This window comes from Robertmurraya sp. FSL W8-0741 (assembly GCF_038004005.1).
Lineage (GTDB): Bacteria > Bacillota > Bacilli > Bacillales > Cytobacillaceae > Robertmurraya > Robertmurraya siralis.
In genome coordinates this window covers 3,374,142-3,394,617 of the sequence record NZ_JBBOQG010000001.1, presented here as the reverse complement: position 1 = coordinate 3,394,617, position 20,476 = coordinate 3,374,142, and the positions used below count along the sequence as shown (strand labels likewise).

Sequence of the window (20,476 nt, the reverse complement as noted above, 5' to 3'; positions counted from 1 at the left end):
TTAAAAAGGTAGGGAAAAAGTGCCAAAATTAACATCAGCATATAATATAGCTTATTTTTTTAAAAGAGAACTATCCTCGCCTTTTCCCTCATATTCTTTAATAACCTCACAAATACGTCTTAAGACTTAGATTCATTTACTTACTCAGTCTATAGAAAATCTGCAATCTTTTGGTATGATAACAGTAAGAAGATTTGAGAGTAGAATTTTGGTAAGGTGTATTCGAAACCTTTTTTCGCTCCAATCGTAATACAAATAGAGGATTTTATGTTAGGAGTCGATATTAAATGAATCCATTTATCTCGTTTATGCTACGGACGTTTATCGCAATCCCAACTGCTGGATTCGTTTGGCTAATTAGTTTTTTCGGTTTTGATCAAACCCTTTTAGCCTCAACAGGATTTTCATTTGTAGGTGGCTGTCTTGCTTACTTCGTTGTAAAAGGGGTTATGCAGCATCGCTTTATTAAAAACCAAGGATTGACAAGGCGTGAATATAAATATATAGAAAAAAATTTAGACGAAGCAAAAATGAAAATTAATCGACTTACGAAGGCTTTATTTTCAGTCAGACAAGTGGGGATGTTAAAGCAAAATATGGAAATCGCCCGCGTTGCTAGAAAGATTTATCGTATTACAAAAAAAGAGCCAAAAAGATTCTATTTTGCTGAGCGATTTTATTTTTATCATTTAGATTCTTTTGTTGAATTGGCTGAGAAATATTCTTTTTTATCCTCACAACCGACAAAAAATGTCGAGATGAGCCAAGCATTAAAGGAAACTCGAAGAATGATGGAAGAAATGAGATATTCATTGGAGAAGGACCTTCAACAAATTTTAGCAAATGATCTTGATATGTTACATTTGGAGCTTGATGTGGCGAAGCATAACATGAATACATTGAAAGAAACGCGATATCTTGATGAAAGTAGGAAACTAAAATGACACAAAAAAACGATTCGCTTTTTGGAAATACGAGTGATGTATTTGACGATTTATTGGCTAATCCTTTCGCTGCAGAATCAAAAGAGAATGAAGCAAACACTACTGCCGAAGGGAAAAAACCAGTCAAGCTTATTGATGTCATACCTGAAGAAAATCGAGCGAAAGCCTATCAATTAGCAGAGCAAATTGATCCGAAAAACCATGAAGCGATGATTTTTTATGGTTCTCAAGCGCAAGGAAAGCTTTTATCCTTTTCCCATACGATGTTAGAGCATGTTCAAAAACAGGATGTCGGAGAAATAGGCGATATTATCCATAATTTAATGCAAAAATTAAGCAGTGTGAATCCAGATGATTTAAAACCTGAGAAGCCCTCTTTTTTATCGAAGATGTTTGGGAGAATTTCAAGTTCCATCCAAGAGGTGTTATCGAAATATCAAAAAACAGGTGCGCAAATTGATCGAATTGGCATACAGCTTGAACGGAGCAAAAATACGCTCTTAAGTGATATTCATTATTTGGAAAAGCTTTATGAGAACAATAAAGATTATTTCAATGCTTTGAATGTTTATATTGCAGCTGGGGAGCTAAAGCTAGAAGAGATTCGTGAAAAGACAATTCCTGAATTACAAAAGGCGGCAGAGCTCTCTCAAGACCAAATGAAGTTTCAAGAAGTAAATGATATGATTCAGTTTGCCGATCGATTAGATAAACGTTTATATGATTTAAAACTAAGTCGTGAAATTACGATCCAAAGTGCACCGCAAATTCGACTCATTCAAAATACAAATCAAGCGTTGGTCGAGAAAATTCAATCGTCGATTCTCACCGCTATTCCGTTATGGAAAAACCAAGTCGCGATTGCGTTAACATTAATTAGACAGCGAAGTGCAGTGGAAGCTCAAAAGCAGGTGGCGAAAACAACCAATGATCTGTTGCTGCGAAATGCGGAAATGCTGAAGGCGAATACGATTGAAACAGCGAGAGAAAATGAACGTGGCTTCGTCGATATAGAAACATTAAAGAAAACGCAGGAAAATTTAATTTCCACTCTTGAAGAAACAATGAGGATTCAGGAGGAAGGTAGAAATAAACGCCGTCAAGCTGAATATGAATTAGCGACCATGGAAAACAATTTGAAGCAAAAGCTTTTGATGATGAAAGAAAAATAGTTGTAATAACTAAAAAGGAAGATGCTGGACTCGTTCAGAGTGAAGCATCTTCTTTTTTTTATTTTACTCTAAGAAAACAGTAATTTCGATTGTTGTAGAAACTTCTTCGTGAGTGCATCTACGTCTAGCACAAGGAGCCAAAGTCTAACGGTTTCAGGTGCAGAGATGAGCACGAATGAAAACGATTATGATCCATCATCGAAGGAACAGTTTGAACTTGAATTGTTCCGAAGGCGCTCCTAGCTTTTATTCTTTATAGGACATATAAATAAACAGAAAGAAAATGGGCGGTGCTGCCAAGCATGATAAAAATATGAAAAATTTCATGGAATCCTAAATATTTTGATTCAAGAAATTTTGGTTTTGTTCCGTATATGATCCCGCCGATCGTATAAAAAATTCCTCCGAGTACAAGGAGAAACAAACCGGTATTGCTTAACACTTTAGCTAATGGAGGAGCAACAAATATAACCATCCAGCCCATTACAATATAGATGGAAGTTGAAAGCCATCGAGGACAATTAAACCAAATCATTTTAAATAACACACCGCATAATGCTGCAAATGTAATGAGGGAAAAAAGCACCCATCCAGTTATTCCGTTTAAACTGATCAGGCAAAAAGGAGCGTACGTACCAGCGATTAAAATAAAGATCATCGAATGATCGATCTTTCTTAAAAAAGCAATCACTTTTTCTTTTGCTATGACCATATGATATGTAGCTGATGCTGAATAAAGTAGGATCATGCTAACACCGAAAATGATAACAGCTGCAATCGAGAGGGCTGTCTGCGCTGAGATAGAAGCTTTGATCACCATTGCAAGTAATGCAACGAAAGACAGCAGGGCAGCGCTTAAATGTGTTAATCCATTTATAGGTTCACGAATATACTTCATTATAAATACCTCCTTGATTCTTCATGTAGTTATTAATACTACTTAAAATAATACATACATTACAATGAATCGTCAATAAAAATCATAATCAAAATAAGATGTTAGGTTTTATAACACAAGATTCAAAAAAATCTAAAAATCGTATTGACATATGTAATTTATAGAGTAAAATAAGTATTAATTAATGAATGTTATATTTCCTTACATATAATGATAGGAATTATAACGGATATAAAAGGGGGAATTAATTTGGATCCGGTTGTGCTTATGGATAACCTGTGGGTAGCGGTTGGAGCAATTTTAGTATTTTTTATGATTGGTGGATTTATATTACTCGAAGCAGGCTCTACTAGAATGAAAAACGCTGGACATATTGCTGGTAAAACCATTTTTACAGCAGGAATCGGCAGTTTGGTATTTTGGGCAGTGGGTTATGGATTTATTTACGGTGATGGAAATGCTTTTATTGGATTATCAAACTTCTTTTATGGTGACGCATCAACAGTTGATGAAGGGTTGACTCCAGCAGTAGATTTTTCTTTCCAAGTTATGTTTGCAATTGTGTCACTGACGATTGCGTTCGGTGGATTTGCTGAGCGGGCTAAATTATCTGTTTATGTCATTTTTGCTGTTTTGTTCTCAGCTCTTGTATATCCAGTTGTTGCACATTGGATTTGGGGCGGTGGCTGGTTAGCTGATCATGGTAAGCAGGATTTCGCGGGTTCAACGGTTGTTCATTTAACTGGGGCTATGGCTGCCTTAGCAGCAACAATAATCCTAAAACCGCGAATTGGCAAATACAATAAGGATGGTTCTTCTAATAATATTGCCGGGCATAACCAAGTGTTTACAGCATTGGGAGTACTTATCCTTTGGGTAGGCTGGTTCGGGTTTAATGGAGCTAGTACATTTGGAGTGGAGGATGGCTTTTTAGGTTTTGTTATTCTCAACACGCAATTAGCAGCAGCGGCTGGTGCTATTGCAGCGATGTTTACTGCTTGGGTTCTTACAGGAAAAGCTGATGTCCCAACAACTTTAAATGGTGCTCTGGCAGGTCTCGTTGCTATCACAGCTTCATGTGGATTCGTAGAACCTTGGGCAGCAGTGTTAATCGGCTTAATTGGTGGAATTATGGTTGTTTTCAGTATGAAGTTTTTTGATAAAGCCAAAATTGATGACCCGATTGCAGCATTATCAGTTCATGGAACAGTCGGTATTTGGGGGACGTTATCAAATGGACTATTTGCAGTTCCTGCCTTATCAACTGAAATTGGTTGGGGGCAAGCAGGACTATTCTATGGCGGCGGCTTCACGCAATTAGGTGTTCAAGCATTAGGTGTTGTTGCTTCTGGTGTGTATGCTTTTGTTGTTGCTTATATTCTTTTAAAGATTATGGATAAAGTGATGGGCGGGCTCCGTGTTACTGAAGAGGAAGAAATCATGGGTCTTGATATCAGTGAACATGGCAGCTATGGCTATCCTGAACAATTTGAAGCATCTAAAACAGTTAAAGGTGATTCTTCTCAAGTGAAGTTAAGCTAATTTATGCTAAACTAAGCTTAACTTCTACATGAATGAACCAACGATGAGGGCCTCTTTTATAGAGGCTTTTTAACATTTTTATCATATTTGAAGGATGTGAGGGTGTGGTGATGATTGATGCAACTAAGATCGTATGAAACGATTAAAAATGATAAGGATGAAAAGGTAAAAGCGAATTTTTCTGATCCATTTCGATTAAATGAGTGCCATGATGAAGCAATGGGAATGGTCTTCAATTTGGCTGTTCAAAGGCTCAATAAAGGTGAGCCTCCATGTGAGTTTTCCTGGTTTGTGACCGGGAGTGGAGGGCGATTTGAGCAAGGGCCAATAAGTGATCAGGATCATGGGATCGTCTATGCGACATCCAATCGCTCCAACGATGATTATTTTTCTGAGCTGGGAAAGGAAATTTCATTAGGTTTAAACATAGTTGGCTATCCGTACTGTCAGGGCAATGTAATGAGCTCAAATCCGCTTTGGTGCAAGTCTTTAGATGGGTGGAAACAGCAGCTTCAAGCATGGATGAAGGAAGCTTCTTGGGAATCGGTGCGAAATTTGCAAATTTTTTATGATGCCAGGACATTAAAAGGGGATGATTTTCTTGTTCGAGATTTAAAGGATGTTTTTTATGAATATCAAAAACAACATCCTTCGTTGCTGAAGCGATTTATGGAAAACGTTAAGCATATAAAAAATAGTGTCGGTCCGCTTGGCCAACTTATTGTCGAAGAGCATGGAACGAAAGAGGGTTCCATCAACTTGAAATACACAGCCTTTCTTCCATATGTTAATGCAGTTCGTCTGTTGGCTATAAAAGAAGGCTTGTATGAAACCTCAACAATTGAGCGGATGAATCGTTTAGCGAGAATGAATGGTTACAATCCAGTATTAAGGGAAAGCAGAAAATATTTTATGACGCTATTAAAATATCGAAATTCTTTATATAAGGCTGAGACTTATGATGATACTCATTATTTAAGCGTAAAAGAGTTAAGCAAGGAAGAAAAGAAGGAAATAAAAAGAATATTGAAGGATGGAAAAAAACTTCATCATTATGTCTCAAATTTACTCATGCGTTAATTTTCGATTGGGGAAAGGAGTGAGAAGGAGTGCCGTTAGAATCGTTTCGTCAATTAATGAGAGGAATTCAAGGTAGATTATCGATTTTCGACGGGAATCTTCAAAGCTCTCAGCAGATTGCATTTTTTAGGCAAATGCAAAAAGAACTAAAGCAAGAAAGTGCCCTGCATACTAAGCTCGATCAGTTGAGCGTAGTTGTTTTTGATATTGAGACGACAGGTTTTTATCCAGACCTAGGGGATGAAATTATTTCCATTGGGGCCGTAAGAGTTTGTAATGGAAAAATGAATGATGAAGAGGTTTTTTATTCACTTGTTCGATATGAACAGGAATTGCCATTAGAAATAGAGAAATTAACGGGGATAACATCGTCTGAGCTTAAGGAGGCAAAACCTTTATCGGAAGTGTTGATCGCTTTTTTTGAATTTGTGCAAAATGAGACGCTGGTGGCTCATCATGCAAAGCATGAAAAAAGTTTTTTACAAAATGCAAGCTGGAAGTTGTTTCGAACCCCTTTTAAGCATCGAATTGTTGATACCTCCTTTCTTTATCGTATTGCGGAGCGAGAACATAGGATGTCAAGATTGGAGGATTTATGTGAGTACAATGGGATTAAAGTAATTGCTCGGCACCATGCACTTGGTGATGCAAAGCTGACTGCACAATTATGGTGTATATATATTGAAAAACTAAAAACGCTTGGCTGCAAAAATTTGCATGATGTATACGAACGGCTTTCAAGATTATGAGACTCTAATGGAAATAGAGTCTTTTTTTTTGGGAAAGGGGAAAAGCGTCTATGAGCTTTTAACCCCGTAAAGAATTAGACCAACTCCACAAAAAATCCAAAGCATTTTCGTAAAAGAAACTTTTTCAGCGATCCCAATAAGTCCAATCGTTGTGGTGAGAATTAAAATAATTGGACCAATTAAAGCAAGAGAGCTGTTAATTATCAAGGCCTTTTCAATTTGATTTACTTTTAATATCAACAGTGCTGCGAATATCTCGATACTTCCTGATAATATTCTTAAAAGAGCCATTCCTATAATTGCTTTCTCTAAAAATTGAAACATGCTGATATCCCCTCCTTTAATACTCTATGCAGGGAAAGGAAGGAGAAGGACAAGTCGAAGGAAATTTTTATTAATGGCAATTGTGATATGTCGATGTAGATTTTACAGCTCCTATTGATTTCTTAAGTAAAAAATGGGATTTATAATTAGAGCCTAAAACCCTTTACTGTAGGTCGCATACTCTATAGTAGAATTCCTAATTTGGGTCATGATGGTGATTATAATGGGAGTGAAGGTTTGTTTTATCATGTGCTCAAATTTTCTAATGACAGAAGATTGGAGTGTAACTATAGATGATTATCATGATGGGGGCAAAATTACAAAGCCCACCCCCGACAAATTTAAGTGATTTAGAAAAAAATATATATGATGCGTTATTGAAAAGTGAATTTCCGCATCAATATCAGTCATGGAAACACCTCCGCTTTGAACTGCTGCTTCGCAAAAACATCATTGAAGCAGCTAATAAACTTGCCCACAGTTCGGTTGAATTTAAAGTGTTCCAGGACTCAAAGTTTAATCCTCGTTATTGGACAAAAACGCAAGGAGGATATTTGCTTAATCCGTTTGTCCTCCCATCTCAAGCGATTGAGGACATTTTTCAAAACGGCCAGGAATATTCCTTCGAATGCTCAACGGCTATTGTTGTCATCTATTACTATGCTGTTTTGAACTCCATTAATCTTGAAGCATTTAATCGAATTTTTCCTAATTTATTAGTATGGGATTGGAGCTATGATGAAGATTTACGCATTATTACAAAAGTAGGTACAGACTTTATTCCAGGAGATGTATTATATTTTCATAATCCAGATTATTTATATCCGGTATGGATTGGTGAAAATACCGTTTATTTCGGAGATGATCAATACTTTGGACATGGAATAGGGATAAAGTCGAAGGAAGAGATGATAAGAGCTCTAAATACATTAAGAAAACCTAATGCCCAGAAGTCTGCCTATTTACTTTCACAATATAGTCGCCTTGATTTTCTTTATTTATCCCAATTTAGTTATTAAATCAGTTCTTTACCTTGTGAAAAGTTTCGTGTATAAAAATACTCTACAGTAAAAAGCTTTGACTTAGTTTTTTGCTAATTAATGTAAGAAAAGAATCTCATGAAAATGGGGCAATTACCTAGCTGTTTTATGATGCATTTGAATAGTCTATAAATGGGACCACATTTTATTAATTAGGGGAGGAATATGACGTGTATCAAGTGCCCGATATGAGCCATTCTTCTAATCATGACCTTCGAATAATAAGACCGTTCGGCTTTAGGCCATTTGGTTTTAGACCATTTGGCTTTAGACCATTCGGCTTTGGTTTTGGATTTCCGTTAGGTTTTCTTGGTGGGTTAGCAGCAGGTGCTTTGATTAGTCCGCCATACTATCCGTATTATCCACCATATCCTTTCTACGGTGGCTTCTATTAATGACTAACGGAAAAACTCCTGAAATAGCGTGTATTGCTATTTCAGGTCTACATAGGAATTAACCATATATCAAGATAAGTAAACACTTTAACTTTTAATTTAAACATGATAGTCTATCAGTAACGCAATAAATGGATGTGAAGAAAATTGAGTGGTAATGAACAACTTGAAAGAGCACGGGAGAGAGTAATCGATGCGATCGCTCAAAATATTAATTTGTACGGAGTAACCGAATCTGTCGGCAGACTTTATGGTTCCCTTTACTTTCAGGAAGAACCCATGACGTTGGATGCGATGAAAGATGAGCTTGGAATGAGTAAAACAAGCATGAGTACATCTGTAAGGGGATTAATGGAATTAAAGATGGTGGAAAAGGTTTGGAAGCGAGGAGAAAGAAAGGATTTATATCGCGCCGAAATGGATTGGTATCAAACCTTTAGTGACCTTTTTACAATAAAGTGGCGTGCAGGCGTCTCGGCCAACATAAATGCGATTGAAAAGTCGAAAAAAGAATTATTTGAACTTTTAAATTGCGACAACCTCGATGACGAGGTTCGATTAGAGGCAGAAAAGATGTTAGCTAAACTAGACTACGCATTAGAATATTATGATTGGCTTCAACGTTTAGTTAACAGCTTTGAATCTAAAGAGATTTTTGATTATATTCCTAGGAAAAAAAAGGACACAGACTGAGTTGCAGTCTGTGTTTTTTATGGGAAAAATTACGATATGTCGGTATTTTAATTGTGCTGCAGTAGCTCACTCTGCACTTTGGTTCTGGTTTAAGGCAGTTGGTCACTAATATTTCGAGAAAAATGCCCTATTTTTGTGATGTATTTACCTAAAAAATGTGCGTTTGTCTATTCCCATATTTTATCGAAGTGAATAGGATATATTGACTCACAATAAGGAGGTCTAAAATATGTCAGCTGAATACGGGTATGGCGGCGGTTTTGCCCTATTAGTAGTACTGTTTATTTTATTGATTATCATCGGTGCTTCTTGGGGTTACGGCGGATTTTATTAATGAATAAACGAACAATAAAGGAGGAGATTGAATGCCATACGGATGTGGTTACGGTGGCTACGGTTACGGCGGCTTTGGTGCCGGCTATGGTGGTGGCTTCGCTTTAATTGTAGTTTTATTCATCCTATTGATTATTGTTGGAGCAGCGTGCTTTAAGTGGTAAGAGGGAAAAAGAAGGTGGAGGAAATTCCGCCTTCTTTTTTTCTTCCGTCATTGTCTGCAATTATTGCTTTGATAGACTAATGGGGATATCATCATCCCAAATAGAAAGCCGGATAGGGGAAGTGGGATTTTATCGATCGAGTCTTTTTAAGTTTACTCTAATTGCAGCAACCCTTTGCAAGGAAGTGTTAATACAGCTTTTTGGCAAAACGTTTTTTGAGAGGTGGATGAGCGTTAATAATTCTACAAGCCAGTAAAGAAAAACTGAATTCGGAGCAATGCTGGCTAGTAAAATCGGTCAATCAGAACTTTTTAAAGGGTGCGTTAATTATTCGTATCCTCAAATGTTACATTAAAAGATGAGTTTTATGAGTAGGAAGCTCTTTTTGTTTTTACTTTTTCGTTAATTCGATTTCGTGAAGTTTTTCCACTAGATCGTTTAAAACAAGAACCTCATATAAAACCGTTGTTTCAGCCGTGAAATGGCAGGACATTATTTTTTCGTTTTTTAAATCCCAAAAATATTGCAAAAGATTGGCGATTAATGCATCATGATCCGGCGATTTGTCATTGCCCCTGTCAGCTAACATTAAAGCAAGGGAATTAACAACAGCTATTATCTCTTTTCCGTTCTTAAGGTTATTATTGCTGTTATTTATTGGAGCATGAATGATATTGCCAAGATGAAAGAGGATTTGTCTTATTACGAGTATTTTTTTATGTTCATAATGAACCTTTTGCATTTCCCTTTCGCTGTGTTTATGATACTTCCATTCCTGCCGTTGGAAATGACAAAATTGTTCCGCTTTTTCCAGATCCTTTAGAACGCGATGAAAGAGATCGAGCGTGCCTTTTTTCTTTTTTCCTTTTGAAACATCAATAAAAACCATTTTGAGCAGTATAGCACTGTTAGCCAACAATTCGGCGGTAGAATCAACGATAATTTTTCCATAGTGCGGCGGTAAAATCAATAAATTAACAACGGTTGAAATCGCTAGTCCGATCGATGTCGTTCCTAATCTAACAAGAAAGCTATCAAAAAATTGAGCGTCAGTAAAAGGGATCATATTGACAGCGGTCAATGTTGCAACAAGTATTCCTGCGTCAAGCTTAAGTTTATGGCAGGTGAAAATTGTCAGCATGGCAGAAAGGGAGTAGGTGATGGCGGAATTCCCGAACCATGCGGTGAAAAACATGGAATAGGCAGCTCCAATTACCGATGCAGGAAAGCGAACAATTCCTTTTTTGATTGAATCAGATGCAGTTGGTTCTATAGTTACAATGGCCGTTATAACAGCAAATATCGCTGGCCATTCCAGTGCTAAGCAGATCAAAGCTGTCAAAAAGACAGAAATCCCTGTTTTTAAGATTCGTCCACCAGAAAATTTTGAGAATAACATTTGGTAGCTCCTTATTTGAGACCACAATGATGTGTTGGATTATCTTCTTCCAGTATTATCTCATTTCCAAGTACTCAAACAAAAAGGACTGGCCATTTCGATAAAAACGCGGATCATAAACGCCGATCCGTTCCTCGTCTTCTACAATGACAACGAATGGAGACCATTCAACGAGTGTTTTTGCTTCTGGTTTTTCAACAAAAAGCTCTTCTAAATCTGCGTCCTCAGAAGATTTTAATGTATAGAGAAGTTCCTTTTCTTTAAAAAGATTATCGTGGAAAAGCATAACCTCGTCTCCTGTTTTCGTAATGACAGTAAAATTCCAAGGAACAAAATCAGCTGATAAGGCAATTTGCTCATAGTCCGCTTGATAATTTTTATAAATAAGGGCCCCTTGTGCTGTCTGAATAACAAGATGGAGTATGATAAACCCCCAAGCAGCTCGAAAGTAAAATGGGGAAAGCTTCTTGTTCTTTCGTGATAGTAAAAATGCGACTGCTAAAATGATCCAGAAAACGAGATCGACAATTGGAATGGTTCCGAAGGTGATTCGGATTGAGGAAAAAGGTTCTAAGTATCCCGTTCCCCATGCATTAAAAAGATCGCTTGTATTATGGATAAATACAGCTAATAAACCAAGGAAAAAAAGTCGTTTATCTTTCACCTTAAATAGTAAAATGGCTAAAAGGTAAAATAAAAGTGCCCAAATGGGCGTTAAGAAAATGGAATGGGTAATGCCCCTATGCCACATTTGATATAGGCCGTCTGTATCCCAAAGTTGCGAAATGACATCAATGTCAGGAATCAAACTTGCTCCAACAGCAGTTGTAAAATAAGCCTTCTTTGTTTTAGAATCAAATTTTGATTTATCAATTGTTCCGTATAATGCTAGTCCAAATAATGTGTGTGTAACCGAATCCATTTGCTCACCTGCTTGATTATGATTTGTACTTATTATATTGGATTAGGACTATGTAAAAAAGCAACTATTTGATATAATATATCGTTGCAGATGAATACGATAAAATGAATGTTTGTTTTAAAATATTGGCTATGTTAAACAATACGGGTAATAACTCGTTTTTGGCTAATTTCGTACAATAGCTAAATGTTGGGATAGTGAGCTTTCATTGAATTTGAGCGAAAGGGAGCCAAATATCAGATTCATACACGATAGCGCAAAAATATTACATGCTGTTTGATGGAAAGGACACAATTACTTATGGCTAAAGATTTTAAAGAAGATGTTTTATCCCGTCGGACCTTTGCGATCATCTCTCACCCGGATGCAGGGAAAACGACGTTAACTGAAAAGCTTTTGTTATTTGGCGGTGCAATTCGTGATGCTGGTACCGTAAAAGGAAAGAAAACAGGGAAGTTTGCAACAAGCGATTGGATGGAGATCGAAAAGCAGCGGGGAATCTCTGTTACTTCCAGTGTGATGCAGTTTGAGTATCAAAATCGTCGCGTCAACATACTTGATACACCAGGACACCAAGACTTTAGCGAAGACACGTATCGTACATTAACGGCTGTTGACAGTGCGGTTATGATTATCGATTCGGCCAAAGGAATTGAGGAACAGACGCTGAAGCTTTTTAAGGTTTGTCGCATGCGCGGAATCCCTATTTTCACTTTTATTAATAAGCTTGATCGTGAAGGAAGAGCACCGCTTGAACTTCTTGCTGAGCTTGAGGAAGTGATGGGGATTGAGTCATACCCGATGAATTGGCCAATCGGTATGGGGAAAGAATTTCTTGGAATTTATGATCGCTTTTACAACCGAATTGAACAATTTCGCGTCGATGAGGAGAATAAATATGTTGCACTGAATGATAAGGGCGAAATTGACGGACCTCATCCGCTCAAGGATTCAGGATTATATGATCAAACTCTTGAAGAAATAATGCTTTTGAATGAAGCTGGGAATGAGTTTTCCCGAGAAAGGATAGAGACAGGGGAACTGACTCCTGTGTTTTTCGGAAGTGCTCTTACAAATTTCGGGGTGCAAACTTTTTTAGAAACTTATCTACAATTTGCACCGTCGCCTCAGGCAAGAAAATCAACAGAAGGTAAAATTGATCCATTAACTGAGGAATTTTCCGGATTTATTTTTAAGATACAAGCCAATATGAATCCTGCACATAGGGATAGAATCGCGTTCCTGAGAATTTGTTCAGGAAAATTTGAACGAGGGATGACGGTTAATATCCCAAGATTAGGAAAACAAACGAAGCTTGCTCAATCTACGCAATTTATGGCTGATGACAGAAGCACAGTTGATGAAGCAGTTAGCGGTGATATTATTGGGCTATACGATTCGGGTACTTATCAAATTGGCGATACGTTAACAGTTGGAAAAAATCAATTTCAGTATGAAAAATTACCGCAGTTTACACCAGAACTATTTGTAAGAGTGACTGCAAAAAACGTTATGAAACAGAAGCACTTTCATAAAGGAATTGAACAGCTTGTGCAGGAAGGTGCAATTCAGTTGTTCCGAAATGTCCGAACGGAAGAGTACTTATTAGGGGCAGTTGGACAGCTTCAATTTGAGGTATTTGAGCACCGTATGAAAAATGAATATAATGTTGAAGTGATTATGGAGCGATTAGGGTCAAAAATTACCCGTTGGGTCGAAAATGACGAGGTCAATGAAAGTTTATCCGCTGCCAGAAGTATTCTAGTCAATGATCGCTATGGAAAAAAAGCTTTCCTATTCGAAAATGACTTTGCTTTAAGGTGGTTCCAAGATAAAAATCCTGAGATTAAATTATATAATCCAATGGATGATTATCAATAACACCGCCTATGCTTCAAGCAAAAATATGTTTTATAGATGGGAAAGAGTGCTTCTTAACCCTGTTCAACTCATCAACAAGGAGAAAAGGGCGAGGTAGCTTAGTTTCTGTCACCATTTTTGCATTTTTTAACGTGACAAAATGACCTCGAGCTAAGTGTTCCCGGCTCATTTTGCAGAACTTCTAAAACGACTCTTCTATAGAGTCGTTTCAGAGTGTAGATAAACTCGAAGATTTTCGAGTTTGTCTACACTCTTTTTTCTTTTAAAATAGAATTAATTAAATAACGTAGGTTAATTTCCACTCCGGGTGGCGCTTTCCGCGGGCGGGGTCGAGCCGCTTCCCTCGCTACGCTCAGTCCAAGGTTCGACTTTCCCGCTTTTCCCGCAGGAGTCGCCACCCTCCGCTCCAATCCACTTTATCTTTTTGAATATAGAATAAAGAAATTTTTAAGGTGACTTACAATGATGAGGAGAAATCAATCAAATGATAGAGCACAATTACCACTTGCAGTAGCTGCTGATGCAGCTTATAAAACCCCAGCGATTACAAACTTTTTATTAGAGAATCAAATGTTCCCTGTCCTTTCTTACACTCGTCCAAAAACAAAAGATGGTTTCTTCCGAAAGCATGATTATGTGTATGATGAGTATGATGATTGTTATCTCTGCCCGCAAGTGCAGGTCTTAAAGTACACGACGACAACGAAGGAAGGATATCGGCAATATAAATCAAATTCATCCATTTGTGCAGAATGTCCGTTTCTATCCCAGTGTACGGAAAGGAAAAACCATCAAAAACTTATACTGCGTCATATTTGGGAAGCTTACATAGAAGAGGCAGAACATCTACGTCACAACGATGAAATCAAACAGATATACGCGAAACGCAAGGAGACGATTGAACGTGCCTTTGCGGATGCGAAGGAAAAGCATGGTGTGCGATGGACAACCTGACAAGGTCTTAAAAACAAATCTATGCAGGCGATGCTTACGTTTGCTGCCATGAACTTAAAGAAAATGGCCACTTGGACTTGGCAACCTGCTTGAGTGAGTGCCAAACTCGTTGATTGGAGCGGAAGGCGCTTGACTCCTGGGGGAATAGCGTGACAGCCGAGACCCCGCACGAGCATCCGCGAGGAGGAGGCTCGGCGCACGCCCCCGGAAAGCAAGCGTCTGGAGAGGAAATCAACGTTTTTAGCGCAATTCCAATCCAAAAATGACAAAATCCATCGATAGGGAGCCCTTTCGATGGATTTTGTCGACAGTCTAAAACGACTCTTCTATAGAGTCGTTTTTTTGGGATCTGGGTAGAGTCTTAAATTTGAAAACGGGATGATAGGACCGGAAGGAGGAAATGAAGAGAGAGTAAAATCCGAATAGAGCCTTGATTGAACCGGTAGGAAGAAGCGCAAAGTTAGTTTAGTCCGAATAAAGCTTCGATTCAAGCCGGTACAAGGAAGAAAAGCAGTACCTTTGTCCACATAGAGCAACAAACCTGCGTAAAATTGTTTAATGAAACAGAAAACCAAGTTCAATTTGCTTATCGCACTGAACGATGAAGTAAAAAAATAATTTAATGATCATTGACAAGGATAATGAAAAAACATATATTAAAATAGCAATATATACTTTAGTGCTAAAAAGCGTTTGAGTGCGAAAATGAACTTTCCAGTGAATGAATTTGGAGGATAAAAAATGAATCAGGGAAAGCCGATTATACAATTAAAAACGCTAGAAGCGTTTATTATTATCGCTATAGTTTTAGTTGGAATAAGCGTTTCGATCATTCGCTACAATGCAGATCCCCACATCCCCATTGTTCTCGCAATATTTCTTTTGCTGTTCTTTGGGATTGTGAAAAAGGTACCGCTGAAAGAATTAGAAAATGGCATGATAGAAGGGGCAAAATCAGGTTTAGGCGCAGTTATGCTCTTTTTCTTTATTGGTATGCTTATCAGTAGCTGGATGGTGAGTGGGACGATCCCAACTTTCATCTTTTTAGCTTTAGAATTAGTAAGTGGACATTTTTTCTATAGTTTAGTCTTTATCGTGACAGCGGTTATTGGAATAAGTATCGGAAGCTCCTTAACTACAGCTGCAACACTTGGAGTGGCATTTATTGGTGTAAGCAGTGCGTTGGAGCTATCATTGCCGATTACTGCAGGCGCTGTAATATCTGGTGCATTTTTCGGTGATAAAATGTCTCCGTTGTCTGATACTACTAATCTTGCATCAGTGGTTGTAAAGGTAGACTTATTTGAACATATTAAAAATATGCTGTGGACAACCATTCCCGCTTTTGTCATTTCATTGGTTCTATTTACAATTCTATCGCCAAAGGAAATGCCGGTTAGTTTTGAGGAAATAATCAGTCTAAAAGAAACGTTGCAGCACCTTAATCTCGTTCACATTTATTCACTCCTGCCATTTTTCATTCTCGCTTTTTTAGCGATCAAGCGGACGTCAGCAATGATTACCTTATTATCTGGAATTGTTTCTTCTTTGCTTCTCGCTTTCTTAATACAGAAAGATTTGAATTTTAAAGGAATGCTGGAATTGTTGTTTTCAGGTTATACGATTGACAGTGGAGTTGAAGAAATTGATCGATTATTAAGTAGAGGCGGGATTGAAAGCATGTTATTTTCGATTTCGCTAGTGCTTCTCGCATTAGCACTGGGTGGCCTCTTGTTTAAGCTAGGTGTTATCCCGGCTTTATTAAATGGCATGTCCAAGCTGCTTTACAAATTACCGACTCTTTATGCGACAACTGTGACAACTGCTGTCGGAATAAACTTCTTGGTTGGTGAGCAATATTTATCGATTCTTTTAACTGGAAATGCATTTATAAAGCCATTTAGGGAAGCTGGATTACACTTGAAAAATTTATCAAGAGTGCTGGAGGATGCAGGGACGGTTATTAATCCACTCGTTCCATGGGGGGTTTGTGGAATCTTTTTAACAGCTGTGCTCGAGGTGCCTACAATAGAATACTTGCCTTTTGCATTCTTTTGCTTGCTATGTCCTGTGATAACACTATTCTACGGATTTACAGGATTAACGATTGTAAGGGAATGATTAGAAAACAGCTGATTTGTGTTCGAGTGGAGCTAACGACACATAATCGGCTGTTTTTTTATGGTTTAGAAATGAACTGTGGATTATACATTAAAAGAGTGTAACCAGTCCCTCACAAAGTGCCAACGTTTACAAACTTCAGATCCCATTACAAACTTGAATTTTTACAGCCTCTGAATAAGCCAAGTGAAGGTGATTAAACTGCAAGTTTTCTTTAGTACAAGAACATTTAGCATTTGGATAGCGAAGAACGCGAAGGAAAACGATTTGATTCATCCTCGCATTATGAAGGGCAATTGCTGTCACAGCGTTATGGAATTCAAAGATTTATCTTCACTTGCATCCAAAAAATGACTTCTATATAGTAAGATGTAGCTTTCGTCCTTATTATTAGCTTTTTCTTACCATATTTAGTTTTGATTACGAGAGGGGCTTTGTCATTGAAAATTAGTAATTTTTCGATTAAACGTCCAGTTTTTACACTTGTAACAATGCTTCTAGTCATTATTCTTGGAGCAGTATCATTATCGAATATTCCATTAAAGCTGATTCCTGATATTAATCCTCCAATTGGTGTTGTTGTGACTTCCTATGAAGGGGCAAGCCCAGAGGAGGTCATGGAGAAGGTAACGAGACCCCTTGAGCGAACATTAGCAACACTTCCTGGAATAAAGACGATGACGTCTACGTCTCAGGAAGGGAATAATTTAATTTTGCTGGAATTTTCGTGGACTTCTAATATTGATGACGTTCAAAGCGACGTTATCGAAAGACTGGATCGTGCTGTTCTTCCAGAAGATGTTGGAAAACCTCGGTTTATGAAGTTTGATCCGTCACAGCTTCCAGTTATACAGCTTTCACTTAGCTCTGATACAGATCAAGAGAGCTTGCGAGAATTGGCTGACCAGCTTCAACTGGAACTTTCAAAAGTTGAAGGAGTAGCGAGTGTAAACCTTTCTGGTACGACTGTTAAAGAGGTAAGGGTGGAGCTCGATCAGGAAAAATTGAAGGAGCATGGCCTAAGTCAGGCGGATATCGTCGATGTAATCCGCTCTAATGACATCTCAATGCCAGGAGACACGCTTTTAACCGAAGGGAAAGAACTAACAACTAGAATTATCAGCTCTTTAGATTCAGTTGACACGTTAAAGAATCTTACCGTGACGGTGAATCGACAAAATGGTGAAAAGGTTGCTCTATCTCAAGTAAGCAGCGTTGAAATTGTCAATGCAGATGATCGAACAATAACAAGAACGAATGAGAAGCCTTCTGTTTTGTTAAGTGTCATGCAGCAATCGGACGCCAATACGGCGGCTGTTTCGAAAAGTTTTACAGAAGAGTTAGGTAAACTCCTTGAAAGGGAAAGGTTTGAAGGTATTGAATCAGATGTTCTCTTTGACCAAGGTGATTATATTCAACTGGCGATTAATAATATAACGATGACATTGATCATGGGCGGCATATTAGCCATGATTGTGCTGTTTTTCTTTTTGCGAAGTGTGAAAAGCCCGTTAATTATTGGAGTGGCGATTCCTTACTCTGTGATTGTCACATTTGTACTTATGTATTTTTCTCATTTCACCTTAAATATTATGACTTTAGGTGGACTTGCATTAGGAATCGGAATGCTTGTGGATAACGCAATTGTTGTAATAGAAAATATATACCGACATTTATCGATGGGCAAGGAGCCGAAAGAGGCAGCAAGAGATGGGGCAAAGGAAGTCGGTCCGGCGATTATCGCTTCTACTTTAACGACGATATCAGTATTTTTACCAGTTATATTTATCACTGGGATTATCGGTGAATTGTTTACAGAATTTGCTTTGACGATATCATTTAGTTTGTTCGCGTCATTAGTTGTTGCGTTAACGGTTGTTCCAATGCTGGCAAGCAGATGGCTAAAAGAGCCAAAATATAATGTAGAAGAAAAAAGGCAGCATTCATCTTCAATGAAATGGTTGGAAAAGTCGATAAAATGGGCATTGCGTCATCGTGCTGTCGTTCTGCTTGTCAGCCTACTCATTTTAGGTGTTGGCGGCTACGGCTTAACAACGGTGGGAACACAGTTTATTCCGAGTACAGACGAAGGGTATTTCACGGTTCGAGTGGAATTAGAAAATGGAGCAGCATTAACTGAAACAGAAAAAGTGATCGGTGCAATTGAAGAAAAATTCGTTGCTCACGATGAGGTTGAGACCTACGTCAGTTTAATTGGAACTACACAAGAAGGAGCTTTCAGAGGAACTAAAAATGCTAATATGGCAGAACTTTATGTAAAAATGAAGGATTTAGAAGAGCGTGAGATTTCGACTTTTGATTTTGTTGATGAGATCAAAAGAGATGTAGAAAGAACGGCACATTCGCTCAATGATACAGCGGAAATTTCCTTTAAGCTTCAATCTTCCACTGGCTCTAGTCCAAATACGCTGACTTTCAGTGTAAGAGATTTAGATGAAGGGCGCTTGAATGAGTCGGTTGAACGTATTTATGATGCTCTTGCAGGATTAGATGATGTAACCGAGCTAACAACAGACAGAATGGAGGAACTTGAAGAAATAAAGCTGACAGTTGACCGGGAAAAAGCTTTTGATGAAGGCTTGCTCCCCGCTCAAATTGCCATGATTGTCAATGATGTGACACGGGGCAGCCAAGCTACGCAAATGGTTGATGAGACAGGGGATATTTATGGTGTCTTTGTTGAATATGATTCAGAAATCACTCAGGATTTAGAGCAACTAGAAGGTCTTTTAATCAAAAAGCCAGATGGTCAATATATTACACTGGATCAGGTTGTCACAATTGAAAGAGGAAAAGGACCGGTTCATATTCAAAGAATCAACCAACAAAATGCTGTCCAGTTTACGGTAAAATATAAAAATACGACGAATCTAGGAGATATGTCCAAAGAGGTTGATCAGAAAATTGCTGATCTTGATTTAGATGGAGAAACAGAAATTGTATACAGCGGTGACAGAGATTTATTAGAATCAACAATGGATGATTTATTTATGGCACTTGCTTTAGCGTTTGTATTAATTTACATTGTCATGGCGGCTCAGTTTGAGTCATTAAAATATCCATTAGTTATATTATTTACTGTACCATTAATGGTTATTGGTGTTGCCATCGCTTTGATATTAACAGAAACTCCGATTGGACTAACAGCGATGATCGGCATTATTGTGCTTGCTGGAATTGTTGTTAATAATGCTATCGTGATTGTAGATTATATTAATCAGAAGAAGGAAAAAGGGCTAAAAACCTATGACGCTATCATCGTCGCTGTAAAAGATCGGGTGAGGCCGATACTGATGACGGCGGTAACAACGATTTTAGGGTTAATTCCATTGGCGATTGGGATTGGAGAAGGTGCAGAAATTATGCAGCCGATGGGAATTGTTGTTATCGGTGGGCTTATTAGCAGTACTTTGCTGACCCTATTTATTATCCCGATTGTTTATAGCTTTTTCGATAAGGAAACAAGAAGATTAAATAAAATGTATGCTACACCTGAAGGTCACTTAATTCCGGCCTATTTGTTAGAAAAAAGAGTTGAAATGGAAGAAGAGATGACAGAAGGGGAAGAACAGTATCCGAGTACAGATTCGGGAAAATACAGTAAAGCGGATATGGCCTCAATGCTGGAAGAACTGTTAAAGCTCGTTCATGAGAGTGGCAAAGATGAACAAAAGGATGAAAAAAATGACCAAAAGGAAGGGCGTTAATAGAGCTGATATTATGAATTCAAGGTGATTGAAAGTGCTATACCATCCTTAGAAAATTTGAACTGTCTCTAAAAGATCAAACCTAATTTAAGCAAATTCTTAGATCTGAGTCCAGAATACTGGGCTCAGATCTTTTC

Annotated in this window: 17 protein-coding genes and 1 pseudogene; 14 read left to right on the top strand and 4 right to left on the bottom strand. The window is 37.9% G+C overall.

Annotated features, from left to right (window positions below; genetic code table 11):
- The first annotated feature begins 287 nt into the window (after positions 1 to 287).
- Positions 288 to 944, top strand: coding sequence for a 5-bromo-4-chloroindolyl phosphate hydrolysis family protein (locus NST02_RS16415; protein ID WP_137742758.1), 657 nt, complete (start codon positions 288 to 290; stop codon positions 942 to 944).
- Positions 941 to 2,116, top strand: a complete 1,176-nt coding sequence (locus NST02_RS16410; protein WP_095310915.1) for a toxic anion resistance protein — start codon at positions 941 to 943, stop codon at positions 2,114 to 2,116. Before NST02_RS16415 ends, NST02_RS16410 begins: the two co-directional genes overlap by 4 nt.
- 253 nt (positions 2,117 to 2,369) lie before the next feature.
- On the opposite strand, the gene trhA is transcribed toward NST02_RS16410, so the two are convergent.
- Entirely contained in the window at positions 2,370 to 3,017 is a 648-nt protein-coding gene (gene trhA / locus NST02_RS16405; RefSeq protein WP_095310913.1) for a PAQR family membrane homeostasis protein TrhA, read from the bottom strand.
- Positions 3,018 to 3,263: 246 nt separating this feature from the next.
- Here trhA and NST02_RS16400 point away from each other — a divergent pair, with 246 nt between their 5' ends.
- From NST02_RS16400 to NST02_RS16390, 3 genes are all read left to right on the top strand, one after another.
- Entirely contained in the window at positions 3,264 to 4,556 is a 1,293-nt protein-coding gene (locus NST02_RS16400; protein WP_340949289.1) for an ammonium transporter, read from the top strand.
- A 117-nt stretch (positions 4,557 to 4,673) separates the two neighbouring features.
- Positions 4,674 to 5,636 carry a DUF294 nucleotidyltransferase-like domain-containing protein gene (locus tag NST02_RS16395; protein WP_095310909.1) on the top strand — a complete coding sequence of 321 codons (963 nt, stop codon included), beginning with the start codon at positions 4,674 to 4,676 and terminating at the stop codon, positions 5,634 to 5,636.
- A gap of 29 nt (positions 5,637 to 5,665) precedes the next feature.
- Positions 5,666 to 6,385 (top strand): exonuclease domain-containing protein, encoded by a 720-nt coding sequence (locus NST02_RS16390; protein WP_170943606.1) that lies wholly within the window; start codon positions 5,666 to 5,668, stop codon positions 6,383 to 6,385.
- A 48-nt stretch (positions 6,386 to 6,433) separates the two neighbouring features.
- Here the strand turns inward: NST02_RS16390 and NST02_RS16385 are convergent, their stop codons facing one another.
- On the bottom strand, positions 6,434 to 6,709 hold the full coding sequence (locus tag NST02_RS16385) for a YqhV family protein (protein WP_095310907.1): 276 nt from the start codon (positions 6,707 to 6,709) through the stop codon (positions 6,434 to 6,436).
- Between the two features lie 293 nt (positions 6,710 to 7,002).
- On the opposite strand from NST02_RS16385, the gene NST02_RS16380 reads away from it, so the two are divergent.
- The 5 genes from NST02_RS16380 (at position 7,003) to NST02_RS16360 (ending at position 9,334) form a co-directional block, all read left to right on the top strand.
- Positions 7,003 to 7,728, top strand: a complete 726-nt coding sequence (locus NST02_RS16380) for a protein-glutamine gamma-glutamyltransferase (RefSeq protein WP_137742759.1) — start codon at positions 7,003 to 7,005, stop codon at positions 7,726 to 7,728.
- Between the two features lie 191 nt (positions 7,729 to 7,919).
- Complete coding sequence (locus NST02_RS16375; RefSeq protein WP_373315039.1) at positions 7,920 to 8,144, top strand: hypothetical protein; 225 nt, start codon at positions 7,920 to 7,922, stop codon at positions 8,142 to 8,144.
- A 147-nt stretch (positions 8,145 to 8,291) separates the two neighbouring features.
- Positions 8,292 to 8,837 (top strand): GbsR/MarR family transcriptional regulator, encoded by a 546-nt coding sequence (locus NST02_RS16370; protein WP_095310904.1) that lies wholly within the window; start codon positions 8,292 to 8,294, stop codon positions 8,835 to 8,837.
- A gap of 229 nt (positions 8,838 to 9,066) precedes the next feature.
- The gene (locus NST02_RS16365; RefSeq protein ID WP_019153049.1) at positions 9,067 to 9,171 is read left to right on the top strand and encodes a YjcZ family sporulation protein; all 105 of its coding nucleotides are present in this window, start codon (positions 9,067 to 9,069) and stop codon (positions 9,169 to 9,171) included.
- Positions 9,172 to 9,202: 31 nt separating this feature from the next.
- Complete coding sequence (locus NST02_RS16360) at positions 9,203 to 9,334, top strand: YjcZ family sporulation protein (RefSeq protein WP_340949288.1); 132 nt, start codon at positions 9,203 to 9,205, stop codon at positions 9,332 to 9,334.
- Positions 9,335 to 9,725: 391 nt separating this feature from the next.
- Here the strand turns inward: NST02_RS16360 and NST02_RS16355 are convergent, their stop codons facing one another.
- Complete coding sequence (locus tag NST02_RS16355) at positions 9,726 to 10,733, bottom strand: FUSC family protein (protein ID WP_340949287.1); 1,008 nt, start codon at positions 10,731 to 10,733, stop codon at positions 9,726 to 9,728.
- A gap of 55 nt (positions 10,734 to 10,788) precedes the next feature.
- The gene (locus NST02_RS16350) at positions 10,789 to 11,655 is read right to left on the bottom strand and encodes a metal-dependent hydrolase (RefSeq protein ID WP_095310898.1); all 867 of its coding nucleotides are present in this window, start codon (positions 11,653 to 11,655) and stop codon (positions 10,789 to 10,791) included.
- Between the two features lie 300 nt (positions 11,656 to 11,955).
- On the opposite strand from NST02_RS16350, the gene NST02_RS16345 reads away from it, so the two are divergent.
- The 4 genes and pseudogenes from NST02_RS16345 to NST02_RS16330 all read left to right on the top strand — a co-directional run bounded on the left by NST02_RS16345 (position 11,956) and on the right by NST02_RS16330 (position 20,339).
- Positions 11,956 to 13,536: a peptide chain release factor 3 gene (locus tag NST02_RS16345; protein WP_095310896.1), complete on the top strand. Its 1,581-nt coding sequence runs from the start codon at positions 11,956 to 11,958 to the stop codon at positions 13,534 to 13,536.
- A gap of 495 nt (positions 13,537 to 14,031) precedes the next feature.
- Positions 14,032 to 14,583, top strand: a pseudogene (locus NST02_RS16340) (transposase); the annotation flags it as partial.
- 648 nt (positions 14,584 to 15,231) lie between these two features.
- Positions 15,232 to 16,611, top strand: a complete 1,380-nt coding sequence (gene nhaC / locus NST02_RS16335; protein ID WP_340949286.1) for a Na+/H+ antiporter NhaC — start codon at positions 15,232 to 15,234, stop codon at positions 16,609 to 16,611.
- A 440-nt stretch (positions 16,612 to 17,051) separates the two neighbouring features.
- Positions 17,052 to 20,339 (top strand): efflux RND transporter permease subunit, encoded by a 3,288-nt coding sequence (locus NST02_RS16330; protein WP_340949285.1) that lies wholly within the window; start codon positions 17,052 to 17,054, stop codon positions 20,337 to 20,339.
- Positions 20,340 to 20,476: the final 137 nt, after the last annotated feature.